A 20,252-nucleotide genomic window follows, 5' to 3' on the forward strand; every position below is an offset into this window, starting at 1 on the left:
AAATAGAAATTATGTCAACAATCAAAGTAGGAATCAACGGATTCGGTAGAATTGGTCGTCTTGTTTTCAGAGCAATGGCCGAAAGAGAAAACATCGAAGTTGTAGGAATCAACGACCTTATCAATGCCGAATATATGGCGTATATGCTAAAGTATGATTCTGTACATGGTGAATTTAAAGGAGATATTTCTGTAGAAGGAAATGACCTTATCGTAAACGGAAAGAAAATCAGAGTAACTGCAGAAAGAGATCCTAATAACTTGAAATGGAACGAAGTAGGTGCAGAATACATCGTAGAATCTACTGGTTTATTCCTTTCGAAAGATTTGGCTCAGGCTCACATCAACGCGGGAGCAAAAAAAGTAATTCTTTCTGCTCCATCGAAAGATGATACGCCAATGTTTGTAATGGGTGTGAACCACAAAGAATTGACAGACGATATTAAAATTTTCTCTAATGCTTCTTGTACAACCAACTGTTTGGCGCCGATTGCAAAAGTAATGCACGACAACTTTGGGATTGTTGAAGGTTTAATGACAACTGTTCACGCAACTACCGCGACTCAAAAAACAGTTGACGGACCATCAATGAAAGACTGGAGAGGTGGACGTTCTGCTTTGAACAACATCATCCCTTCTTCTACAGGAGCTGCAAAAGCAGTAGGAAAAGTAATTCCTGCTTTGAACGGAAAACTAACCGGTATGTCTTTCAGAGTACCAACAGCAGACGTTTCTGTAGTTGACTTAACGGTAAGATTAGAAAAACCAACTTCTTACGAAGAAATCTGTCAGGCAATGAAAGCGGCTTCAGAAGGTGAATTAAAAGGAATTTTAGGATACACGGAAGATGCGGTAGTTTCTCAAGATTTTGTAGGTGAGAAAAGAACTTCAGTTTTCGATAAAGATGCTGGAATCATGTTGTCTCCACAATTCGTGAAAATCGTTTCTTGGTATGACAACGAAATGGGATACTCTAACAAATTAGCTGATTTGTTGGTGCATTCTGCTTCTCTATAGGACATAAGTAGTTGATAATAAACAATTAGCAATAGAAACCTCTCGAATTTTCGGGAGGTTTTTTTGTATGATAATTTGGGCAATCCCCTCGCCTCGCTTTTCCAGCCGCGTGGGTCGGGCTATACGTTGCAATCTTTTTTCTGAGAAAAAAGGATTTCCACTACTATCCCTATTGCAAGGCAGTTGTAGCAACAAAGTTGGTTTAAAAATTGATAAAAGAATTGCGTATCTTAATGAAGTTAAAATGAATTTTATTTATAAAAAAGATCAATTTCTCTTTGCTAAGTGAAATCGAAGATTCGACGAAGTCAAACGCCTTTGTGACCGTAATTTCAGAAGGATGATGTTTAAAAATCTTTGCGTCTTTGCGTTAAAATAACTAATCCATTTCAGCCATATAAACCATGACACCAAAATTCCAAAACGCCACTCATTTCAAAAACTTCTGGGAACGGGGAAACGGAAAAGAACTACTGGATTGGTCAGAATTAAAACCAGATATTCAAACCTTTTACAAATACGCTCCACTCTACCATCAAGTCGATGAGTTGGGAGATGAAGTCGTGAAAGAAACCTATTTGAAACTCAAATACAAAGATGCAAGTAAATTAATTCATAAATATTCAGCAGAACCAATTTCTGAAAATGATGATGCACCAGCGAATTTGAAAAAATTCTTCTTTCACCTGCAGAATACACCAGAATGGTTTGATGAAAGTTTAGCCAACACAGGCGCACGATTCTGTATGAGAACCGGTGCAAATGGTTTGATGATTCTACGAGATTTTACGTTGATGGGTGGTTATGATTTCGCTTATCTGAACAAACCATTGATTTTCACAGAAGCGCTAAATAAAGGCGCTGTAAAGCGTTTGAAATACACATTGGAGTTCTGGGTAAATGTCACGCGAGAAAATGCTTTAAAACCTCAATTAGAGGCACACCAATTAATTGTAAGAACGCGATTAATGCATTCTTACGCTCGTTTAAAAATTAAAGAAAAGACAGAACAGTGGGATTTCGATAATTGGGGCGAACCCATCAATTCCTGGGATATGATTGCAACTTACACGGGATTTTCATTGGTATTTATGCAAGGTTTAAAAAAGTTAGGAATTATCATTTCCGATGAGGAAGAGAACGGACTTTTTCATCTTTGGAAATATATCGGTTATCTCCTTGGAATTCCTGCCGAGTTTTTACCAGATAATCGCCAAGAAGCCGTAGCACAGTTTTATTGGTGGACAACGATTCAAGATCAAGGCGATGGCGATTCAGTTCAATTGGCAAAAGCCTTACTCCAGGAAAATTTAGAAAATACGATTTACAAACATTCCTTTCAACGAAAAATTTTGAAAAACCTTCATCAAAGCATGAATTGGTTTTTATTGGATGAAGAAATTAATAAAAGACTTCAAATTCCAAAACCGGCAAAAGCATTTTTAGTTTTTCCTCGAATTGTGGTGAAAGGAAATAAAATATCTCAGAAAATCTATCTGCGTAATTCCACGAAATATCAAAAATTGGTGGAAATGGGAAGTGAGCAACAGCTGAAAGTTTTAGCGGATTACATCAAACATACACCGCAAGAATCTCCTCATTAATTCATAAAAAAACGGTTTGCTTATTTAGCAAACCGTTCTTTTTTATATTTAGAAATAGTTACTTCACAATCATTTTTGTTACTGCAACTCCTTTTTCAGATTTCAACTGAAGGAGATACATTCCAGTTTGCAAACCGTTTACAGAAATGGTTTCGTCCCCATTATCTTTAGAAATTTTAATCGTTTTCACCAAAGCTCCCGCAAGATCATAAATCGCAACTTTTCCATTTTTCGCGTTGGTGTATCGAATTGTTGCAGTTCCGTTTGTTACAGGATTCTGAGTTAACATTAGTGAAACTGAATTTGTAGTTTGACCAACTTCTGTTGTTTCCAACACTGCTTTCGCATCGCCGAAAATTCGGAAGCCTCCTGCTTCAATCGTGATCGGAGCTGTTTGACTTGTCACGTCAAAGGGAACATTATCCATTAAGTTCACCCAAGTTCCAGTTTTTGGAAAACTCGGAACAATATTTTGGGCAGTTAACGTAAAATTCGCCAGAACTACGACGTTTTTCAAATCTGCTGAAGTCGTTGTATTGGTAATGAAAATTCTCGGCATTAAATTACCGGACTCCACTTTAAAGTCTTTGGTATCGAAAACTTCATTGGATAATCTCAAAGAAAGAATTTTCGCCCAAGTGTTATAGACGGATTGTCTTGCGGCTTGCTTGTCATAAGCAAGTCCGAAGGCTGATTCTTTATTGTCGAGTTTACAATCTCCAGGAATTGAATCATCCGGACTATTTACAGTATCGTCAGCACAGGTGAAAATACTTTTGTCATATCCCAATTCCGCAAATTGCCAAATCATTTTTGGTCCCGGCACTGTTAAGAAAACTGCTGCATATGCTTTTTGTCTTTCCAATGCTGTAGCCAAATTTTTCACATTATAACCGGAGGTGGAGTTTCCATAAGCCAGATTTTTAAACATGATTCGTTCTTCATCATGACTTTCGCCATAACTTAGCGCTCTTCTCTCGGTAAACGTGTGCTCTTCAAAATCAACATTTTTAAATTCACTTTTTAAACCGCCATAGCCCATTGTATTTTCATTGTACGGTTCGGTCTCTTTATCCCACATCATTACTCCTTTACCTTCTTCGATTCTATAGTTCGCCCACTGTCTTTCCTCTATTGGTAAACCTAAATGTTCGAAAATGACATAAGAATTTGTATCATAACTCCATTGTTTGTCGGCATAAGCTTTTAGAATATCAACACGATCTTGCTGATATCTATTTGTACAAGCATTATCACCTGCAGAACAATTTTGAGTAAATCCTTTGGTTAAATCCCAACGGAAACCATCTACTTTGTATTCTTTGATCCACTGTTCCAAAACGCGTTCTACGTAATATTTTGTGGCAGAGGATGAATGGTTAAAATCATTAAATACACTGTAAGCATGCTTTGCAGTTTGATTAAAATAGGGATTATTTGCCGCAGGATCGCCGAAGCCATCACCGTCTGGATCAACCATCCACATTCTTTCAATAGGGCTTCTACCCGTTGCGTGATTTAATGCGATATCAAGGATTACTGCAATCCCATTCTGATGACATAAATCGATAAATTCTTTGAATTTTTCTGGTGTTCCGTACGCTTTATCCAGCGCATAATGAAATCCTGTGTTATAACCCCAAGATTCATTTCCGTCGAATTCCATTACAGGCATTAATTCGACCGCATTAATATTTAATTCTTTTAAATAGTCAATCTTTTTAATAAGTGACTGCCAAGTTCTCTCAGTTGTAAAATCCCGAACGAGCATTTCATAAACCATTAATTTTTCTTTTGCAGGTTTAGCAAAATTAGAAACCGTCCAGTTATATTTTGGTTTAGCAGTTTGGATAATAGACACTTCAAAATTCTGTCCTGCCGGATAAGCAGGAAGATTTGGATAAACTGCCGAAGTTATATACGGATCGTCGAACGGCGATAGAACTAGGGGCGAATAAGGATCTGCCACTTTAATTCCGTCTGCGGTGCGGTACTGGAAGGTATAAATTTGTTGTGGCGTAAGTCCTGTAACTTCTAACCAGTATAAATCAGGATTTGATGTATCCCTTTTCATCAGGAAAGTGCTGCTTACAGTCCAGTTATTAAAACTTCCAATAACATGAACGTACGGTTTATTTGGTGCGTACAATGCTAAACCAACCTTCGTGGCATCTGTGGGGTCATACGTAATTCCTTGTCTCATATACGATGGAATTGCGGCAGTTTGCACAGCTGTTGACAATGCTACGGTAAATGATTTGGTAACCACAGCGGTCGCATCAGCTGCGTTAGTCGCTATAACTTCAATCAGAGCATTTTGAGTTACCGTATAACTATAATTTAAGGCTGTAGCTGAACTTGTACTTGTATAGATGGTAGTTCCATCTGCTTTAACGACATAATTCGCTGGTAAAGTTGAAGTTCCTATAATATTTAAAACAGTTCCAGCAGCTACAATATTTGTACTTCCTTGTTTAGGAGCCGTTAAATCAAATTGAAATTTCCCAACATTAACAACGGTATCCTGCGACTGTTTACCCCCATCTAATGTTTTAACTAAATAACCAATTTTTGACAGTGGAAGCGCTCTGTTTCCGTAAAATGACTTTACGGTATTCATGGTATACGTATATGTTCCTATAGAACCTGAACTTGAAACGTAGGTTAATTTACTGGTTGAACTTGATGCATTCCAAGCTCCATTTGTGGGGGAATCGTTAAGCGTATTAGCAGAGTCGTAAGACCAAGCCCATAAATAAAGCGCGTGCGATGTTGCAACACCAAAGGCGCTCTCATCTACCTTAAATGTGATCGTAATTGCATCGGTTTCATTAAACGACGCAGGGTTTATTGTACTTGTAATGTTGGTACTTTGCCCCAATGCGAAATAGGGTAAAAGTATCGCAATCAATAGCGTATAAAAATATTTCATATTAAATTGTTTAAGAGTGTAAAAGTACTAAAAGTTCAGCTCGTAAATTATTTTTTTTTATAATTCACCAAACCAAAACAAATGTTTTTATTAAGATATTTAAGATTCTTTAGTTATAGTGGGTTTATAATCGATAAAGTTTTTACTTTCAGAAATAGCAGCAGCATTTTCCAGAATAAAGTTTTTACCAGCTAAAAGTTCCGTTAAAAGAGTGCGCATCTGTTCAGCAGCTACTTCCGGTAAATGCGATTTTTTTGCAGCTTCAATCACCTGCCGTTTCCCGTTTTGTTGAATTTTTGCCAAATCATCTTTACTGAAAAGATTGAAAAACTGCTCTTCGATATTGTAATATTTGTAATCTGTTTCTGTAGAAAGAATTTGAGGTGCCGGAAAATTGAGCAGTTTAACTTTTCTATTGACCTCATCAACCTCCCACTGAAATTTTTCAAAATCATAACCCACCAAAATTTTCGCTTCGATAATCACCAAAGCTTTCTTTTTGGAAGGAATAAAGTTGAAGAGTTTCGTCGATTCTTCATAATTATAAATTTCATTGAAATGTCCTTCGGCGGAAACCACTTTAAAAACCTTTCGCATACTTTCAGCAATTGTATGAGAACTTTCGGTAATTACTGGTGCAGAAGATGTCATTTTTTTTGAGGCTAAAAAGGCAATCGCGCCACCTAAAACCAATCCAAGAAGCAACATCAAAAGTGTCATCATGGAATTTATTGAGGAACTCTGTGTCATCTGATAAAGAATATATCCAATAAAAATAACAGCTAACGCTCCTAAAGACCAGAAAATAAATTTATATTTTTTAAAGTTCATTTTGTTTCAATTTACGTAAAGGTATGAATTTTCAAAAACGAATTAAGTAAGAATTAAGTTTAAAGGTTTTCTGAAGAATTCACTTCTGAGGCAAAAATTTAGGCGGTAAAATCAGTTCTTCAAATTTCCCTTTAACTTCTAATTTTTTGTAATAAAGGTTTCTCGCCATTAATTTGAGCATTAAATCCTTGTCAAAAAATTTCCAGAAAGGTTCTTGGTGGACTTTCGTAGGATTTCTGATAACATCAAATGTCGTAACCCAGGAATCAGGATTGTGATAAAACTCTATAATTCCACAATGTTTCGGAATCGTGTCTGCTTCGATCATTCCTTGTGGCAAAAGAAAACTGAATTGATTGCACGGATAATCTCCACAGGAAATTTTATCGTGTTTCAGAAATTTTTCTTTCGACTTCTGATTTTGATATTTCTTTTTAAAATCATTTTTAAAGTCAGCTTTTGAAAATTTGATTTCCAGTTCATGACTGAAGCCTTCTTCATTAATAATTAAAATATCAGCTTCCCAATCAGAATGAAAATGATTCGTCAATACCAAATCCTTCTCAAAATCACAAAATTTAGAAATATAATTATATGTAAGTTCTTCTACTTTAAGCATGAAATTTAAAAATTAAGAAACCAACAAACTGCAACCGCGAATGTCGGAATGATCAATTCGTCCTAACACTTGAAATTGGTTTTGATTAATTTCTGGCAAATCCTTGTCATTCTGAGCAACGCGAAGAATCTCAGAATTCAACAGAATTCTGCCCAAATCCTGCGTCGCAATAAAGCTGCAGGAATGGCAGTTTGCTAAATCGATAATATTAATAGCTCCATTTCTTCCGGGTTCAACATACGAAAAAGGATCTTCGGTATTTCTAATGAGAATACGCATCCAATTTGGACAATCGTAAATATTCTGACCTAAAGAATACGCTTGAGAAAGCAATTCCGTCATCGAATATTCGGAGTAAATTTTTTCTGTTCCAAAACCTTTGTGAAAAATGGCCAACAATTCATCTTTGGTCATTTCTTGCTTACGACCTTTCATTCCGCCAGTTTCGATGATGATGAATTGATCTGAAAATTCAACGATAAGATCATTTTTTTTAGCAAAATCCAGAAAATCCAGCAGCGCAAAAGCAACTCCGAACAAGATGACTTTTTTATTTTGCTTTGAAAGTTTCTTTAACACTTCAAAAAGTTCTGCATGGTTGTAAAGAAAATAGCCGTTTTCTGGTTTGCCTGATTTCTTCATCAGAAAATCCACCATATATATTAAGGAAGAATTCTGCTTTTCCAGATAACTTGGCAAAAGGCCGAGGAAAATATAATCTTCTGCTTTTCCAATAAACTGTTCGAAACTTTTTTCAATACTTTCCTGATACAACTTTTCATCAGCGATCCAATGTTTGGAAAGATTCATTTGAGTCGTTCCGGAACTTTGAAAAAACAAATCCGCCCTTTTATTTTTATCTAAAAGCGTATGATTTTTAAACATTTCAATCGGTAAAAAAGGAATTTTTTCAATTGCCTTAATCTCGTTGGGATTAATGTTTAGAAAATCGACAAACTTTCGGTAAACCTCAATATTATTGTACTGATATTGAAAAGTTTCCAGACATTTCTGCTGGAATTCTTCTTCGGTCTGGATCTGAAAAACACTCATCGTCATAGTTTGCAAAAATACTGATAAATAATAGGAAGAAGAAACGATATACGTAACAATAATAAAGGTGAACGATGAAGATATTTTCAAAGAGAGGTAAAAAATATCACGCCTTCGGCGTTCATTTGCTATCATTCATGCTGTTAGAATAATATCATTCCTTCGGAATTAAAAAAACAATCATCAGTGCATTATTCGATTAAGATATATATTTGGATAAGTGGTGAGTTGATCTTCACATTAATAAATAGGTAGCACGAACCTCGAAGCGGTTAAATTATATAACACTAATCTAGTAATTTCCGAACGCCGAAGGCGTGTTATTATTCTAAAAAATTAAAATCAGCTGAACCGCGAAGCGGTGAAATAATTATAAGAATTACCCAAATCGAAATGCAAAACGCCGAAGGCGTGTTATTATTCTAAAAAATTAAAGTCAGCCGAACCGCGAAGCGGTGAATCAACAATTGCGTAAAAACATCGAAGTGCGAACGCCGAAGGCGTGTTATTATTCTAAAAACTACGACAGTAAAATGAACCGCGAAGCGGTGAAATAATTATAAGAATTACCAAAATCGTAACGTAAAACGCCGAAGGCGTGTTATTATTCTAAAAAACGCTAAAGTGTACTCAACCGCGAAGCGGTGAATCAATTATTGCCTACCAACATTATAATGTAAACGCCGAAGGCGTGTTATTATTCTAAAAAATTAAAATCAGCTAAACCGCGAAGCGGTGAAATAATCGTAAAAAATATTTAACAAATACTACTCATCACCATAAAACTCAAATAAATATTCTTCTTGATAATCAATTTCAAATCTCTTAAGAAGTTCCACATATTCTTCTTTAAAACTCTTTTTTTCGTGATGAGTTTCCTGATTTAAAATATACTTATAAACATTATCTATCTGGGATTGGGAATAAGAAAATGCACCGTAACCTTCCTGCCACGCAAATTTCCCCATAACAAATCTCTTTTCATTAATAAAGTTAGTCGTATTATTTTTAATGTCTCTTACGAGATCAGAAAGGCGCATACTTGGCTTTATCCCAATAAAAAGATGAACGTGATCTTCAACACCATTAATAATTATACTTTTTTGTCCTTTAGCTTTTATAATTCCGCTCATATATTTAAAAACTTCTTCTCTAAAAGTTTTCTTCAGAATATTCTCTCTGCCTTTGACGACAAAGACGAGCTGAATATAAATTTGTGAAAATGTTCCGGAACTCATATTGTATTTTTCCTTAGCAAGCGTTCTTAAAAGTACAACTTTTAAAAAAGAAAAAGCGAAATTCAAAATTTAAATTTGAATTCCGCTATAAAATTTAATTACAGAAAAAACTACTATTAGTTTCCTCTATATGTCGAGTAACCGTATGCGGAAAGCGTGATTGGTACATGATAATGTGTATTATCAGCGATTTGGAAAACCACTTCTACCCACGGATAAAAACTTTCAGTACCACTTTTTTGGAAATATTCCTTTGTATAATAAGTCAGTTTATACGTTCCATTATTTGCCGCACTGCTGTCTAAGAAATTCGGTACACGACCATTTTTGTCGGTAACTTTTTCATCTGCAAAAGCCCAGGTTTTTGTCTCTGGAATGTATTTTTCCAGTTTAATGGTTACACCTGCTGCAGGCATTCCTTTAGAAACGTCCAGAATGTGACTGGAAAGTTGATACGTTTTTTCAGTACTTTGACCAAATGCCGTCGTTGAAATCATCGCAAATATAAATGCGAAAATAAAATTTTTCATAAAATAAGTTAAGTTGTTAAATGGGGCACATCGAGTACCGTCAAGCGAAATCGATTCAAGGTGGCAAAGATAATGTCTTGAAAATTTAGTTTTCGAATGTCTTCAATTGAAAATCAGTCGAAAATTCACCGTAGGTAAAGTAAGAAATCCAGTCACCAAGGTTGATGTAGAAGGCTTTTCCATTTTCTAAATCCAAAACCATTGGCAAGTGTCTATGACCATAAATGAAATAATCTATCTTTTCAGTCTTTAGTTTTTCTTTGGAATAAATAATGAGAAATTCTTTGTCTTCTCCCAAAAACTCTTTGTCTTCTTCGCCTGAAATCATTTTATTTTTAGTCGAAAAATAAATGGCCATTTTCATGGCAATATCCGGATGCAACCATTTGAAAGCCCACTGTGCTAAAGGATTGGTGAAGAGTTTTTTCATTCTTTTATATCCTTTATCGCCCGGACCTAAACCATCGCCGTGAGCAAGTAGAAAGTTCTTGCCATTGATTTCAAAATATTGTTTATCAAAAAAAACTTTGCAGCCGATTTCTTCTTCGAAATAATTTTTCATCCACAAGTCGTGGTTTCCGACAAACATATAAAGGTCTATTCCAGAATCTTTCAGTTCGGCTAATTTTCCTAAAACCCGCACATATCCTTTCGGAATAACATGATTCCACTCGTGCCAAAAATCAAACAAATCGCCCATCAAAAATAAAACCTGAGCATCAGCTTTTATTTCGTCCAGCCAACGGATAAATTTATCTTCGCGAACTTTACTTTCTTTCGGCGAAGGTGCACCAAAATGCTGATCGGAAGCGAAATAGATTTTCTTATTTGGTTCTAATTGGATTTTCATACTGCGAGGTTCGGGTTGCAAGTTTCGAGGTCCTACAATTAATTTTTAAAAATATTTCTAATAAAGATTTAACGAATCGTCAAATTACTTAAAAAAAATCATCACATCGACTGATCTTCTGCAAACCATTCCCCGTACGAATTTTCGGTTTCATGGAGTTTAAGATAAGCTAAAGAAACGGTTTCCGGAAGTTGCTTTTTTATTTTAGCTGCGATATCATAAAGCATATTCTCGCACGTTGGCTGATAATCGCAGTAAATTACTTTATGACCTTGTTGTTCTAAATCTTCACCTAATTGTTTGTGCGGAGAATTTCCATTCAACATAACGGCATGATCCCAAACATTAAGAATTTCAGATTTTACAATTTTTTTGATATCGCCAAAATCTACAACCATTCCGTTTTTTGGATGGTCTAAATCGTTAATTGGATTTCCTTTTACCGTAACGAATAGTTTATAGGAATGTCCATGCATATTTTTGCATTTGCCATCATAATTGTAGAGAACGTGGGCGGTTTCGAAAGTAAAAATTTTGGTGATTCGTATCATGGGACAAAGATAAAGAAAGTTTCAACTTTTTTTAGTAATTACTTATTATGCTAAATGCTTTTAACGCAAAGACGCAAGGATCTAATTTAATTTGTTCTCCAAAAAGTTACGAGCTTGGAGGCGTTTGACTTAGCAAAGGAAAAGATATTGAATTAACCTTGTCACGGTTTAGAACCGTGACAAGATTTTGCTAGAATTAATAGGCTTTTGATAGATAAAGTTTAAAAATTACACAGAAAATTGAAGCTTATTTATATTTTAAGATTGGAAGAAAGCGGAATCCCGCGTGAGCGATTGCAGTGGAGATCCTTTTTTCGAAAAGGCATTCGCGGGGGCGGAAAAAGATCGGAACGGAAAGCGCGGTCTTTTGCGCTGGAAAATGTGGCTGCGAAAGGCACGCCCAAAAAAAATCCCCTCCCAAAAAAATGGGAAGGAATCTCTAACAATTTAAAAATATAGAATATTTGTATTTTTAATTAATGAAACTGTTCTGCTTCGGTAGAACCGGCTAAGGCGTTCGTAGAAGAAGTTCCGTCTGTTACAACCGTTTGCACTTCATCGAAATAAGACGTTCCAACAAAACTCTGGTGTTTCACCGCGCGGAAACCTTTGGATTGCAGGGCGAATTCTCTTTCCTGCAATTCGCTGTAACCGGCCATTCCTCTTTCTTTGTACGCCAACGCCAACTCGAACATAGACGTATTTAATGCGTGGAATCCGGCTAAAGTAATGAACTGGAATTTGTAACCCATCGCTGCTAATTCCTCGCGGAACGTCTCCATTTCTGGAACGGATAATTTCGCAGCCCAGTTGAAAGATGGTGAACAATTATATGCTAACATTTTTCCCGGGAATTTTGCGTGAATTCCTTCTGCGAATTTTCTCGCGTAATCCAAATCAGGATTTGAAGTTTCCATCCATATCAGATCGGCGTAAGGTGCATAAGCCAAACCTCTGTCGATTCCCTGCTCTACTCCATTTTTCACTTCATAGAAACCTTCACTTGTTCTTTTTCCGGTCACGAACCTTTTGTCTCTATCGTCAATATCTGACGTCAATAAATCTGCAGCATCAGCATCAGTTCTTGCTACCAGAACGGTTGGAACGCCGCAAACATCGGCAGCCAAACGAGCGGCAACTAATTTATTAATCGCTTCCTGAGTCGGAACTAAAACTTTTCCACCTAAATGTCCACATTTTTTTGCGGATGATAATTGGTCTTCAAAGTGAACTCCGGCTGCTCCGGCTTCAATCATTTGCTTCATCAATTCAAAAGCGTTTAAGTTTCCACCGAAACCTGCTTCAGCATCTGCTACGATTGGAACTAAATAATCTTTGCAATCTTCACTTTTAACTTCATTTACAGACTGAATTTGATCGGCGCGCAACAACGCATTATTAATTCTTTTCACTACAGACGGAACTGAATTCGCAGGATACAAACTTTGATCTGGATACATTTCGCCACTCAAATTCGCATCGGCGGCAACTTGCCAACCTGAAAGATAAATCGCTTCCAAACCGGCGTCAACTTCCTGTACGGCTTGGTTTCCGGTTAAGGCACCTAAACCTGCTACGAAATCCTGGTTGTTTAATTTATCCCATAATTTCTCCGACATTAATTTGGCAATCGTGTAATCGAGTTTGTAAGATCCCCGAAGTTTCAATACTTTTTCTGCGGCGTACGGTCTTTTGATACCGTTCCATCTTGGACTTTCTAACCATTCTTTTTCCAGTTGCTGGATTTGTTCTTGCTTGTTCATATCGATTTGTTTTTGTGATTTGTTGTTTTGTTTTGGATACTTTAACGCAAAGACGCAAAGTGTAAATTCGTAATACTTCTGAAATTACGGACGCAAAGGCGTTTGACTTTGTCGAATCTTCGATTTCACTTAGCAAAGGGAATGTTCTTTTTCGTACTTTTAGAATAAAGATTATCTTAAACTTTTGTGACTTTTGTGGTTTTATTCCTCGTGCCTCTTTTTACTTTTTCCTTGGCTCTTAAATAAACTGATACGCTTTCAAAGTCAGGAATTCTGCGAAGTTGTAATTGAGAATGAGGTCATCAAAAAGTTCGGTTGCTAATTCGAATTTTCCGTTGTCGTAGCGATCGTCGCCGACATAATTTTTGATTTTCTCTAATTCTTCTTCTTGCCAGGTCAAAACCATTTCGGGCATTAAGGTTCTGCCATCGTCTAATTTTGCTTCATTTTTCAGCCATTGCCAAACTTGAGTTCTGGAGATTTCTGCGGTTGCGGCGTCTTCCATTAAATTGTATAAAGCGGCGGCGCCAACACCCATTAACCATGATTCTATATATAAGATTCCGACATTAATATTTTTTCTAACACCTTTTTCAGTAATTGTTCCTTTTGGAATTTCAAGAAGATTTTCTTCTGAAATATGATACTCTTCAAATTTTTTATCAATTTGATTTGGAGTCGGCATAAATTCATCGAATATTTTCTTGGCCACAGAAACCAATCCAGGATGCGCAACCCAAGTTCCATCGTGTCCGTTTTTAACTTCACGTTGTTTATCCGCACGAACTTTTGCATAAGCGATTTCGTTTTCTGCTTCATTATTTTTTACTGGAATCTGAGCGGCCATTCCGCCCATCGCGTGAACATTTCTTTTGTGACAAACCTGAATTACTCTTTTCGAGTAAGCACTCATAAAAGGAGAAGCCATCGTAACCTGATCTCGGTCCGGAACTAAAAATTCAGGGAGATTTCTAAATTTTTTGATGTAAGAGAAAATGTAATCCCAACGTCCACAGTTTAAACCGGAGCTGTGTTCTTTTAATTCATATAAAATTTCGTCGAGTTGAAAAGCAGCCGTAATGGTTTCAATCAAAACTGTGGCTTTGACAGTTCCTTGAGGAATTTCTAAATAGTCCTGAGAAAATTTGAAAACGTCATTCCACCATTTCGCTTCTTTATAATGTTCTAATTTTGGTAAGTAAAAATAAGGTCCGCTTCCGTTCTCAATTAACTTTTTAGCATTTCTAAAGAAGTAAATTCCAAAATCAATTAAAGAACCTGAGGCTTTTTCACCATTAAATTCAATATTTTTTTCTCCTAGATGCAAACCTCTCGGACGAACTAAAAGGGTGGCTAAATTTTCACCCAGTTCATATTTTTTACCATTTTCATTTTCAAAACTGATGGTTCTGTTTACGGCATCTGAAAGATTTCTTTGTCCCTCCATACAATTTTCCCAAGTCGGAGAATTACTGTCTTCAAAATCGGCCATAAAAGTGGAAGACCCTGAATTCAAAGCGTTGATGACCATTTTTCTTTCCACAGGTCCCGTAATCTCCACTCTTCTATCTAATAGATCTTTCGGAAGTGGATTACAAACCCAGTTTCCAGTTCTGATCTCCTCCGTTTCAGGTAAAAATTTAGGAAGTTGATGATGATCAAATTCAACCTGTTTCATTGTTCGTGAATGCAAAAGCGCAATTCTTTCATTATTAAATCTCGAATGGAGTTCAGTTAAGAACTTAACTAATTCGGAAGTAAATAGGTCGTTGTATTGTTCTTGAGGAAGAATTTGAAATTGTGTTGCCGTTTCCATTTTGTATAAACTTTAATGATTTGGTATTACAAACATAAGCAAAAAACTTTCACCAACAGCGAACGTTCGCTAAAATTATTAAATAATTATTATGCGAACAACCGCTTAATTTTATTTACCTTTGTATTCATCGGATTTTACAATCTATTTAGAAATAGTATAAATTAATTTTTACTTAATGGCAAGCGACAGTGATTTTATAAAAACAGTTTTCGGATTGAAAATGAAGCAGTTCCGACAAAAGAAGAATTTTTCTTTACAAGATCTGGCGAATTTAACAGGCGTTTCTAAATCTTATTTAAATGAGATTGAGAATGGTAAAAAATATCCGAAGCACGATAAAATTGCGCAACTTGCCACCGCATTAAACTGTACTTACGACGATTTGGTTTCCACAAAACTTGATAAAAGTTTAGCGCCGATTGCAGAAATCATACAGTCAGATTTTTTCAAAGAAATTCCGCTGGACCTTTTTGGAATTAATAAAACGAACCTCATCAGCATTATAAGTGATGCTCCGAAAAAAGTCACGGCGTTCATCAATACTTTAATTGAAATTTCAAAGAATTACAATTTAAGCAAGGAGCGTTTCTTCTTCGCTGTGATTCGAAGTTTTCAGGAATTACATGACAATTATTTCCCGGACATTGAGGAGAAAGCAAAGGCTTATATTCTGGAAAATAACATTTCAAATAAACCAAAATCCGGTGAATTTGAAGATATTTTAAAAACACAGTTTGAGTACGAAATCAAATCTTTGGATTTGGAACAATACGGCGCTTCGGGGAAATTACGGTCGCTTTATATTCCGGAAAAGAAATTACTTTTATTGAATGAACTTTTAGATGAAGATCAAAAAACCTTTATTCTTGCGAAAGAAATCGGGTTTAATGTGATGAATCTCAATCCCCGTCCGAACACATATTCCTGGTTGGATTTCACCAGTTTTGAAGAACTTTTAAATAACTATTATGTTTCTTATTTCGCCGGTTGTTTGCTGATTCGCAAAGAAATATTAGCCCAGGAAATCAACGAATTTTTTCAAAATCCTGAATGGAATCCAAAACTATTTGAAAATCTAATTGAAGAATTTACGAACTCGCCGGAAACATTCTATTATCGTTTAACGAACATTCTCCCACAAGAACTGGGAATTAAAGATCTGTTTTATCTCTGTTTCACGAAAAAGAAAAATTCAGATAAAATTCAGATTTTAAAGGAATTACATTTGAATCAGCAACAAGCGCCTCACGCCAATGCAACGAACGAACATTATTGCCGACGCTGGATTGCGGTGAAAAACCTTTCAAATTTAAAAGAAAACGAGAAATTGACAGATGCTCAAATCTCTCACTATAAAGACAGTGGCTTAACTTATTTGGTGATTTCCACTTCACAGAAAAATCCTTTTTCGGACGGAACAAACCGAAGTTACTGTATCGGGATTTTATTGAATTCGAATTCTTTAAAGAAAATTAAATTCGCCAAAAGCGATCAGATTAAAACCGTAAATGTTGGTGTAACCTGCGAAGTCTGCAGCATTCCAGATTGCGAGGTTCGACAAGCGCCACCTTCAAGGTTGGAAAAGGAAATCTTTAATGAAAATATGAAAAAATCTATTCAGAAAATTCGGAAGGAAATACTTTAGACGCTGAAATCACTACATTTTTTTGACCACAAAGTCACAAAAGCAACATGAATAAATGAATGATTAAAAGTTCACAAACGGAAAATCTAAAGATTTTCCTAACTTTCGTTAATTAATGTAATTGATATTTTTGTTATCATTTTTGCCATAAAGACTTTTTTGACTTTGTGGTTTTATAAAACTAAATCGTAACTTTCAGTAAACAAATGAAGTATGTTTTTAGTCGACTTACTTTTTCCGAATCGCTGTTTGGAATGCAACCGAATCATTCATCATGAAGAAGTGGTTTGTGAACTGTGTTTTGATCAGATTCATTTTACACATCATCACCATTCCGAAAGCAATCTTTTACTGGAGAAATGTAGGTTACTTTTTCCGATTGAAAATGCTTTTGCGCTGATGCAGTTTGAGGAAGAAAGCACCAGTCAAAAAATTATTCATCAGTTAAAATACGGCAGTCGGGAGAAAATTGGAAAAATCATCGCGAACTGGACTTTAGAAAAAGTTGATTTCAATGCTATTAAAATTGATCTTTTAGCAACCGTTCCACTTCATCCGAAAAAAGAGAAAGAACGTGGATATAATCAGCTGCATTCGTATGCTGAGGAACTGTCGAAACAATTAAAAACACCTTGTGATCACACTTTAATAAAAAGAAATTTCTATAAAAAAGCTCAGGCCAAAAAAAATAGAGATCAGCGAACCTTTAACGAAGATTTATTTTCAATTACGAAAATGATTTCCGATCAGCACATTTTATTAATTGACGATGTTTTTACCACAGGCAATACGATGAGCGCTGTAGCCTGGCAAATTTTAAAGGACGGACATAACAAAGTGAGTGTTTTGGTCATGGCAATGGATTAATCCTCACCCTAAATCCCTCTCCAATGGAGAGGGACTTTTAAGAATATATTATTATCGGTGGAAATCTGTGAAATCTGTGCGCAATATTACTCGCACAGATTTGCACAGATTTACACGGATTTTTTTTATGAAATACAAAATAGCAGATTATTATCGCTGTAATTTTTCACCGTAAGATAAATCTCCTGCGTCACCTAATCCTGGTGTGATATATCCTTTTGAAGTTAGTTTTTCATCAATAACTCCAACCCAGATTTTTGCATTTGGATACGCTTTCTGGATCGTGTCAACTCCTTGCTGAGAAGCGATGGCTGCAACGATATGCAATTGTGTCGGTTTTCCGTGGTTCAACAGATCTTTAATGGCTTCAATTAAACTGGCACCTGTTGCCAACATTGGATCTGCGACGATTAACGGCCTTCCATCAACGCTCGGACAAGTTAAATAATCCTGTTTAATGGAAAAATAATCATTAGCGTCATGTTTTCTATAAGCGGCAACGAAACCACAATCTGCTTTATCCAAATAATTTAAAATCCCCTGAAATAAAGGAACTCCTGCTCTTAAGATCGTAGTAATTACGGGTTGAACGGATACTTCTTGTGCTTTAATTTTATCTAAAGGTGTCGTAATTTCAATTTCTTTCTGTTCCAAACCTTTGCTGATTTCAAAAGCAGCGATCTCTCCGATTCGTTCCATATTGCGGCGGAATCTCAAGCGGTCACTTTGTATATCTATATTCCGAAGCTCGTTGATCCAAGTATTAACTAATGAAAATTGTTCTGAAAGGACTATAACCATGATTATTTTTTAATGTGGGAAAGTTCGGGAAAAATTTAGGTAATAAAAAGCCCTTTAGAAAAATCTAAAAGGCTTTTGTTTTTATTTCTGTCTAAAATAGATCTCTATTGGAACTCCGGTGAATCCGAACTCTTTTCGAAGTTGATTTTCAGTAAATCTTTTGTAGGCTTCTTTTACATATTGAGGTAAGTTGCAGAAAAATACAAACTGTGGACTCGGCGTTGGAAGTTGTACGCAATATTTAATTTTCACGTATTTCCCTTTCAATGCTGGTGGCGGCGTTCTCTCAAAAATGGGAAGCATGATCTCATTCAGTTTCGAAGTTTTAATTTTCTTCGCTCTGTTTGCATAAACTTCCATTGCAACTTCAACAGTTTTCAAAATTCTTTGTTTTGTCAAAGCAGACACAAAAAGAATAGGAATATCGGTAAATTGCCCAATTTTTTCTTTAATTTTCGCTTCGAAATCACGCGTGGTATTGGTTTCTTTTTCAACCAAGTCCCATTTATTCACAACGATTACGATTCCTTTTCTATTTTTCTGTGCCAATCCGAAAATATTCATATCCTGAGATTCCCAACCTAAAGTGGCATCAACCATGATAATTACGACATCAGAATATTCAATAGAACGAACCGATCGCATCACGGAATAAAATTCTAAATCTTCTTTTACTTTCGCTTTACGACGCATTCCTGCGGTATCAACCAAAACAAATTCATGTCCGAATTTATTGTATAAAGTTTGGATAGAATCACGCGTTGTTCCAGCAACATCAGTTACTATATTTTGTTCTTTGTCTAAAAGTGCGTTGGTTAAAGTAGATTTTCCAACGTTTGGTCTTCCCGCAATCGTAATTTTTGGCAAACCTTCGAAAGGATCTTTGTATTCGGTAGTCGGAAAATCTTTTACGATATCATCCAACAACTCTCCTGTACCAGAACCAGTTGCCGAAGACATGGTGTAATATTTTGAAATTCCGAGTTGATAAAATTCGGTTGCGGCTAATTCTTCTTTTGCAGAATCAGCTTTGTTAATTACGATATACACCTGCTTATTTGACCGGCGTAACATTTCGTGAATTTCGATATCTGTATCTGTTAAACCTTCAGCAACATTCAGCATGAAGATAATTGAGGTTGCTTCATCAACGGCTAATTCAACCTGTTTGATAATTTCTCCCTGAAATGCATCTTCAGTATCAACTTCGTAACCTCCGGTATCGATAACGGTGAATTCAACTCCATTCCAGTCAGATTTTCCGTAATGACGGTCTCTGGTAACTCCGGCGGTTGAATCTACGATTGCTTCTCTACGTTCTAGAAAACGGTTAAAAAGGGTGGATTTCCCAACGTTGGGACGTCCTACTATGGCGACGATATTCGACATAAAATTTTGTTTAATAATGTTATTATTAATGGGTTACTCAAACTTTTCGAGCCCAAAAATTTTTGCAAAGATAGTTTATTTCCCGTCGAATTGGTATTGTTAAAATTTGTAACTTTCTAATCCGTTTGATTACTTATTATGTTAAGAGGTATTGAACTTAATAAAAAAAATTAACAACTAAAACTTTAAATCATGATTGCTATTATTATTCTGGCAGCATTAGCCATCTTTTTCTTTTATGGTTTTTCAATCTACAACCGATTGGTAAAATTGAAAACAATGGTTCAGGAAGCCTGGAGCAGCATCGATGTGATGCTTAAAAAAAGACATGACCTTATTCCCAACTTGGTGGAGACGGTGAAAGGATATGCTACCCACGAAAGAGAAACTTTCGATAGTGTTACGCGAGCAAGAGCTGCAGCGATGGGCGCAAACTCGATTCAGGAAAAAGAAGCGGCTGAAAAAAATCTGAATCAGGCGATGATGAATTTGAATGCGGTGGCTGAGCAATATCCTGATTTGAAAGCGAACACAAATTTTCTACAACTTCAGGGTGAGCTTTCTACCTTGGAAGGCGATATTGAAAAATCGAGAAGATATTATAATGGTACGGTTCGCGAAAATAATATTTTGGTTGATACTTTCCCCAGTAATATCATTGCAAACATGTACAAATTTACAAAAGCAGCCTTCTTCGAATTAGAAAACATTGCTGAACGTGCCGTTCCGTCGGTTAAATTCTAA

The 20,252-nt window shown here is 36.0% G+C and carries 17 protein-coding genes; 5 read left to right on the forward strand and 12 right to left on the reverse strand.

Annotation, left to right across the window (positions count from 1 at the left end; translation table 11 throughout):
• Positions 1-11: 11 nt before the first annotated feature.
• Positions 12-1,016: a type I glyceraldehyde-3-phosphate dehydrogenase gene (gene gap / locus LC814_RS04960; RefSeq protein ID WP_226065367.1), complete on the forward strand. Its 1,005-nt coding sequence runs from the start codon at positions 12-14 to the stop codon at positions 1,014-1,016.
• Positions 1,017-1,810: 794 nt separating this feature from the next.
• Positions 1,811-2,620 carry an oxygenase MpaB family protein gene (locus LC814_RS04965; RefSeq protein WP_375373405.1) on the forward strand — a complete coding sequence of 270 codons (810 nt, stop codon included), beginning with the start codon at positions 1,811-1,813 and terminating at the stop codon, positions 2,618-2,620.
• 58 nt (positions 2,621-2,678) lie between these two features.
• Here the strand turns inward: LC814_RS04965 and LC814_RS04970 are convergent, their stop codons facing one another.
• From LC814_RS04970 to aceB, 10 genes are all read right to left on the reverse strand, one after another.
• On the reverse strand, positions 2,679-5,552 hold the full coding sequence (locus tag LC814_RS04970) for an alpha-amylase family glycosyl hydrolase (protein WP_226065371.1): 2,874 nt from the start codon (positions 5,550-5,552) through the stop codon (positions 2,679-2,681).
• Between the two features lie 99 nt (positions 5,553-5,651).
• The gene (locus LC814_RS04975) at positions 5,652-6,383 is read right to left on the reverse strand and encodes a DUF4230 domain-containing protein (protein WP_226065373.1); all 732 of its coding nucleotides are present in this window, start codon (positions 6,381-6,383) and stop codon (positions 5,652-5,654) included.
• A 79-nt stretch (positions 6,384-6,462) separates the two neighbouring features.
• Entirely contained in the window at positions 6,463-7,002 is a 540-nt protein-coding gene (locus tag LC814_RS04980; protein ID WP_226065375.1) for a hypothetical protein, read from the reverse strand.
• Between the two features lie 12 nt (positions 7,003-7,014).
• A complete protein-coding gene (locus tag LC814_RS04985) occupies positions 7,015-8,190 on the reverse strand; it encodes a LuxE/PaaK family acyltransferase (RefSeq protein ID WP_375373401.1) in 1,176 nt (391 codons plus the stop codon).
• Between the two features lie 632 nt (positions 8,191-8,822).
• Positions 8,823-9,293, reverse strand: a complete 471-nt coding sequence (tnpA, locus tag LC814_RS04990; protein ID WP_445991627.1) for an IS200/IS605 family transposase — start codon at positions 9,291-9,293, stop codon at positions 8,823-8,825.
• Positions 9,294-9,409: 116 nt separating this feature from the next.
• Positions 9,410-9,823 carry a hydroxyisourate hydrolase gene (uraH, locus tag LC814_RS04995; RefSeq protein ID WP_375373402.1) on the reverse strand — a complete coding sequence of 138 codons (414 nt, stop codon included), beginning with the start codon at positions 9,821-9,823 and terminating at the stop codon, positions 9,410-9,412.
• An 85-nt stretch (positions 9,824-9,908) separates the two neighbouring features.
• Positions 9,909-10,673 carry a UDP-2,3-diacylglucosamine diphosphatase gene (locus tag LC814_RS05000; protein WP_226065379.1) on the reverse strand — a complete coding sequence of 255 codons (765 nt, stop codon included), beginning with the start codon at positions 10,671-10,673 and terminating at the stop codon, positions 9,909-9,911.
• A gap of 101 nt (positions 10,674-10,774) precedes the next feature.
• Positions 10,775-11,224, reverse strand: coding sequence for a 6-pyruvoyl trahydropterin synthase family protein (locus LC814_RS05005; protein WP_226065381.1), 450 nt, complete (start codon positions 11,222-11,224; stop codon positions 10,775-10,777).
• Positions 11,225-11,700: 476 nt separating this feature from the next.
• Positions 11,701-12,987, reverse strand: coding sequence for an isocitrate lyase (aceA, locus tag LC814_RS05010; protein ID WP_125023425.1), 1,287 nt, complete (start codon positions 12,985-12,987; stop codon positions 11,701-11,703).
• A 238-nt stretch (positions 12,988-13,225) separates the two neighbouring features.
• On the reverse strand, positions 13,226-14,803 hold the full coding sequence (aceB, locus tag LC814_RS05015) for a malate synthase A (RefSeq protein WP_226065383.1): 1,578 nt from the start codon (positions 14,801-14,803) through the stop codon (positions 13,226-13,228).
• Positions 14,804-14,981: 178 nt separating this feature from the next.
• On the opposite strand from aceB, the gene LC814_RS05020 reads away from it, so the two are divergent.
• A complete protein-coding gene (locus tag LC814_RS05020; RefSeq protein WP_226065385.1) occupies positions 14,982-16,451 on the forward strand; it encodes a helix-turn-helix domain-containing protein in 1,470 nt (489 codons plus the stop codon).
• 213 nt (positions 16,452-16,664) lie between these two features.
• On the forward strand, positions 16,665-17,318 hold the full coding sequence (locus LC814_RS05025; protein ID WP_226065386.1) for a ComF family protein: 654 nt from the start codon (positions 16,665-16,667) through the stop codon (positions 17,316-17,318).
• Between the two features lie 150 nt (positions 17,319-17,468).
• Here the strand turns inward: LC814_RS05025 and upp are convergent, their stop codons facing one another.
• Positions 17,469-18,119, reverse strand: a complete 651-nt coding sequence (gene upp / locus LC814_RS05030; RefSeq protein WP_226065388.1) for a uracil phosphoribosyltransferase — start codon at positions 18,117-18,119, stop codon at positions 17,469-17,471.
• 81 nt (positions 18,120-18,200) lie between these two features.
• Complete coding sequence (der, locus tag LC814_RS05035; RefSeq protein ID WP_226065390.1) at positions 18,201-19,508, reverse strand: ribosome biogenesis GTPase Der; 1,308 nt, start codon at positions 19,506-19,508, stop codon at positions 18,201-18,203.
• Positions 19,509-19,700: 192 nt separating this feature from the next.
• Here der and LC814_RS05040 point away from each other — a divergent pair, with 192 nt between their 5' ends.
• On the forward strand, positions 19,701-20,252 hold the full coding sequence (locus LC814_RS05040; RefSeq protein ID WP_226065392.1) for a LemA family protein: 552 nt from the start codon (positions 19,701-19,703) through the stop codon (positions 20,250-20,252).

It is taken from the genome of Kaistella polysaccharea (assembly GCF_020410745.1).
GTDB classification, from domain to species: Bacteria; Bacteroidota; Bacteroidia; order Flavobacteriales; family Weeksellaceae; genus Kaistella; species Kaistella polysaccharea.

Excerpts from the sequence above, each read along its gene's own strand:
- LC814_RS04985 (WP_375373401.1), bottom strand. The coding sequence starts at position 8,190 with ATGATAGCAAATGAACGCCGAAGGCGTGATATTTTTTACCTCTCTTTG.
- LC814_RS04965 (WP_375373405.1), top strand. The coding sequence starts at position 1,811 with ATGGGTGGTTATGATTTCGCTTATCTGAACAAACCATTGATTTTCACA.
- LC814_RS05000 (WP_226065379.1), bottom strand. The coding sequence starts at position 10,673 with ATGAAAATCCAATTAGAACCAAATAAGAAAATCTATTTCGCTTCCGAT.
- gap (WP_226065367.1), top strand. The coding sequence starts at position 12 with ATGTCAACAATCAAAGTAGGAATCAACGGATTCGGTAGAATTGGTCGT.
- LC814_RS05020 (WP_226065385.1), top strand. The coding sequence starts at position 14,982 with ATGGCAAGCGACAGTGATTTTATAAAAACAGTTTTCGGATTGAAAATG.
- LC814_RS05025 (WP_226065386.1), top strand. The coding sequence starts at position 16,665 with ATGTTTTTAGTCGACTTACTTTTTCCGAATCGCTGTTTGGAATGCAAC.
- LC814_RS04970 (WP_226065371.1), bottom strand. The coding sequence starts at position 5,552 with ATGAAATATTTTTATACGCTATTGATTGCGATACTTTTACCCTATTTC.
- LC814_RS05005 (WP_226065381.1), bottom strand. The coding sequence starts at position 11,224 with ATGATACGAATCACCAAAATTTTTACTTTCGAAACCGCCCACGTTCTC.
- uraH (WP_375373402.1), bottom strand. The coding sequence starts at position 9,823 with ATGAAAAATTTTATTTTCGCATTTATATTTGCGATGATTTCAACGACG.
- LC814_RS04975 (WP_226065373.1), bottom strand. The coding sequence starts at position 6,383 with ATGAACTTTAAAAAATATAAATTTATTTTCTGGTCTTTAGGAGCGTTA.
- der (WP_226065390.1), bottom strand. The coding sequence starts at position 19,508 with ATGTCGAATATCGTCGCCATAGTAGGACGTCCCAACGTTGGGAAATCC.
- tnpA (WP_445991627.1), bottom strand. The coding sequence starts at position 9,293 with ATGAGTTCCGGAACATTTTCACAAATTTATATTCAGCTCGTCTTTGTC.
- upp (WP_226065388.1), bottom strand. The coding sequence starts at position 18,119 with ATGGTTATAGTCCTTTCAGAACAATTTTCATTAGTTAATACTTGGATC.
- aceA (WP_125023425.1), bottom strand. The coding sequence starts at position 12,987 with ATGAACAAGCAAGAACAAATCCAGCAACTGGAAAAAGAATGGTTAGAA.
- LC814_RS05040 (WP_226065392.1), top strand. The coding sequence starts at position 19,701 with ATGATTGCTATTATTATTCTGGCAGCATTAGCCATCTTTTTCTTTTAT.
- aceB (WP_226065383.1), bottom strand. The coding sequence starts at position 14,803 with ATGGAAACGGCAACACAATTTCAAATTCTTCCTCAAGAACAATACAAC.
- LC814_RS04980 (WP_226065375.1), bottom strand. The coding sequence starts at position 7,002 with ATGCTTAAAGTAGAAGAACTTACATATAATTATATTTCTAAATTTTGT.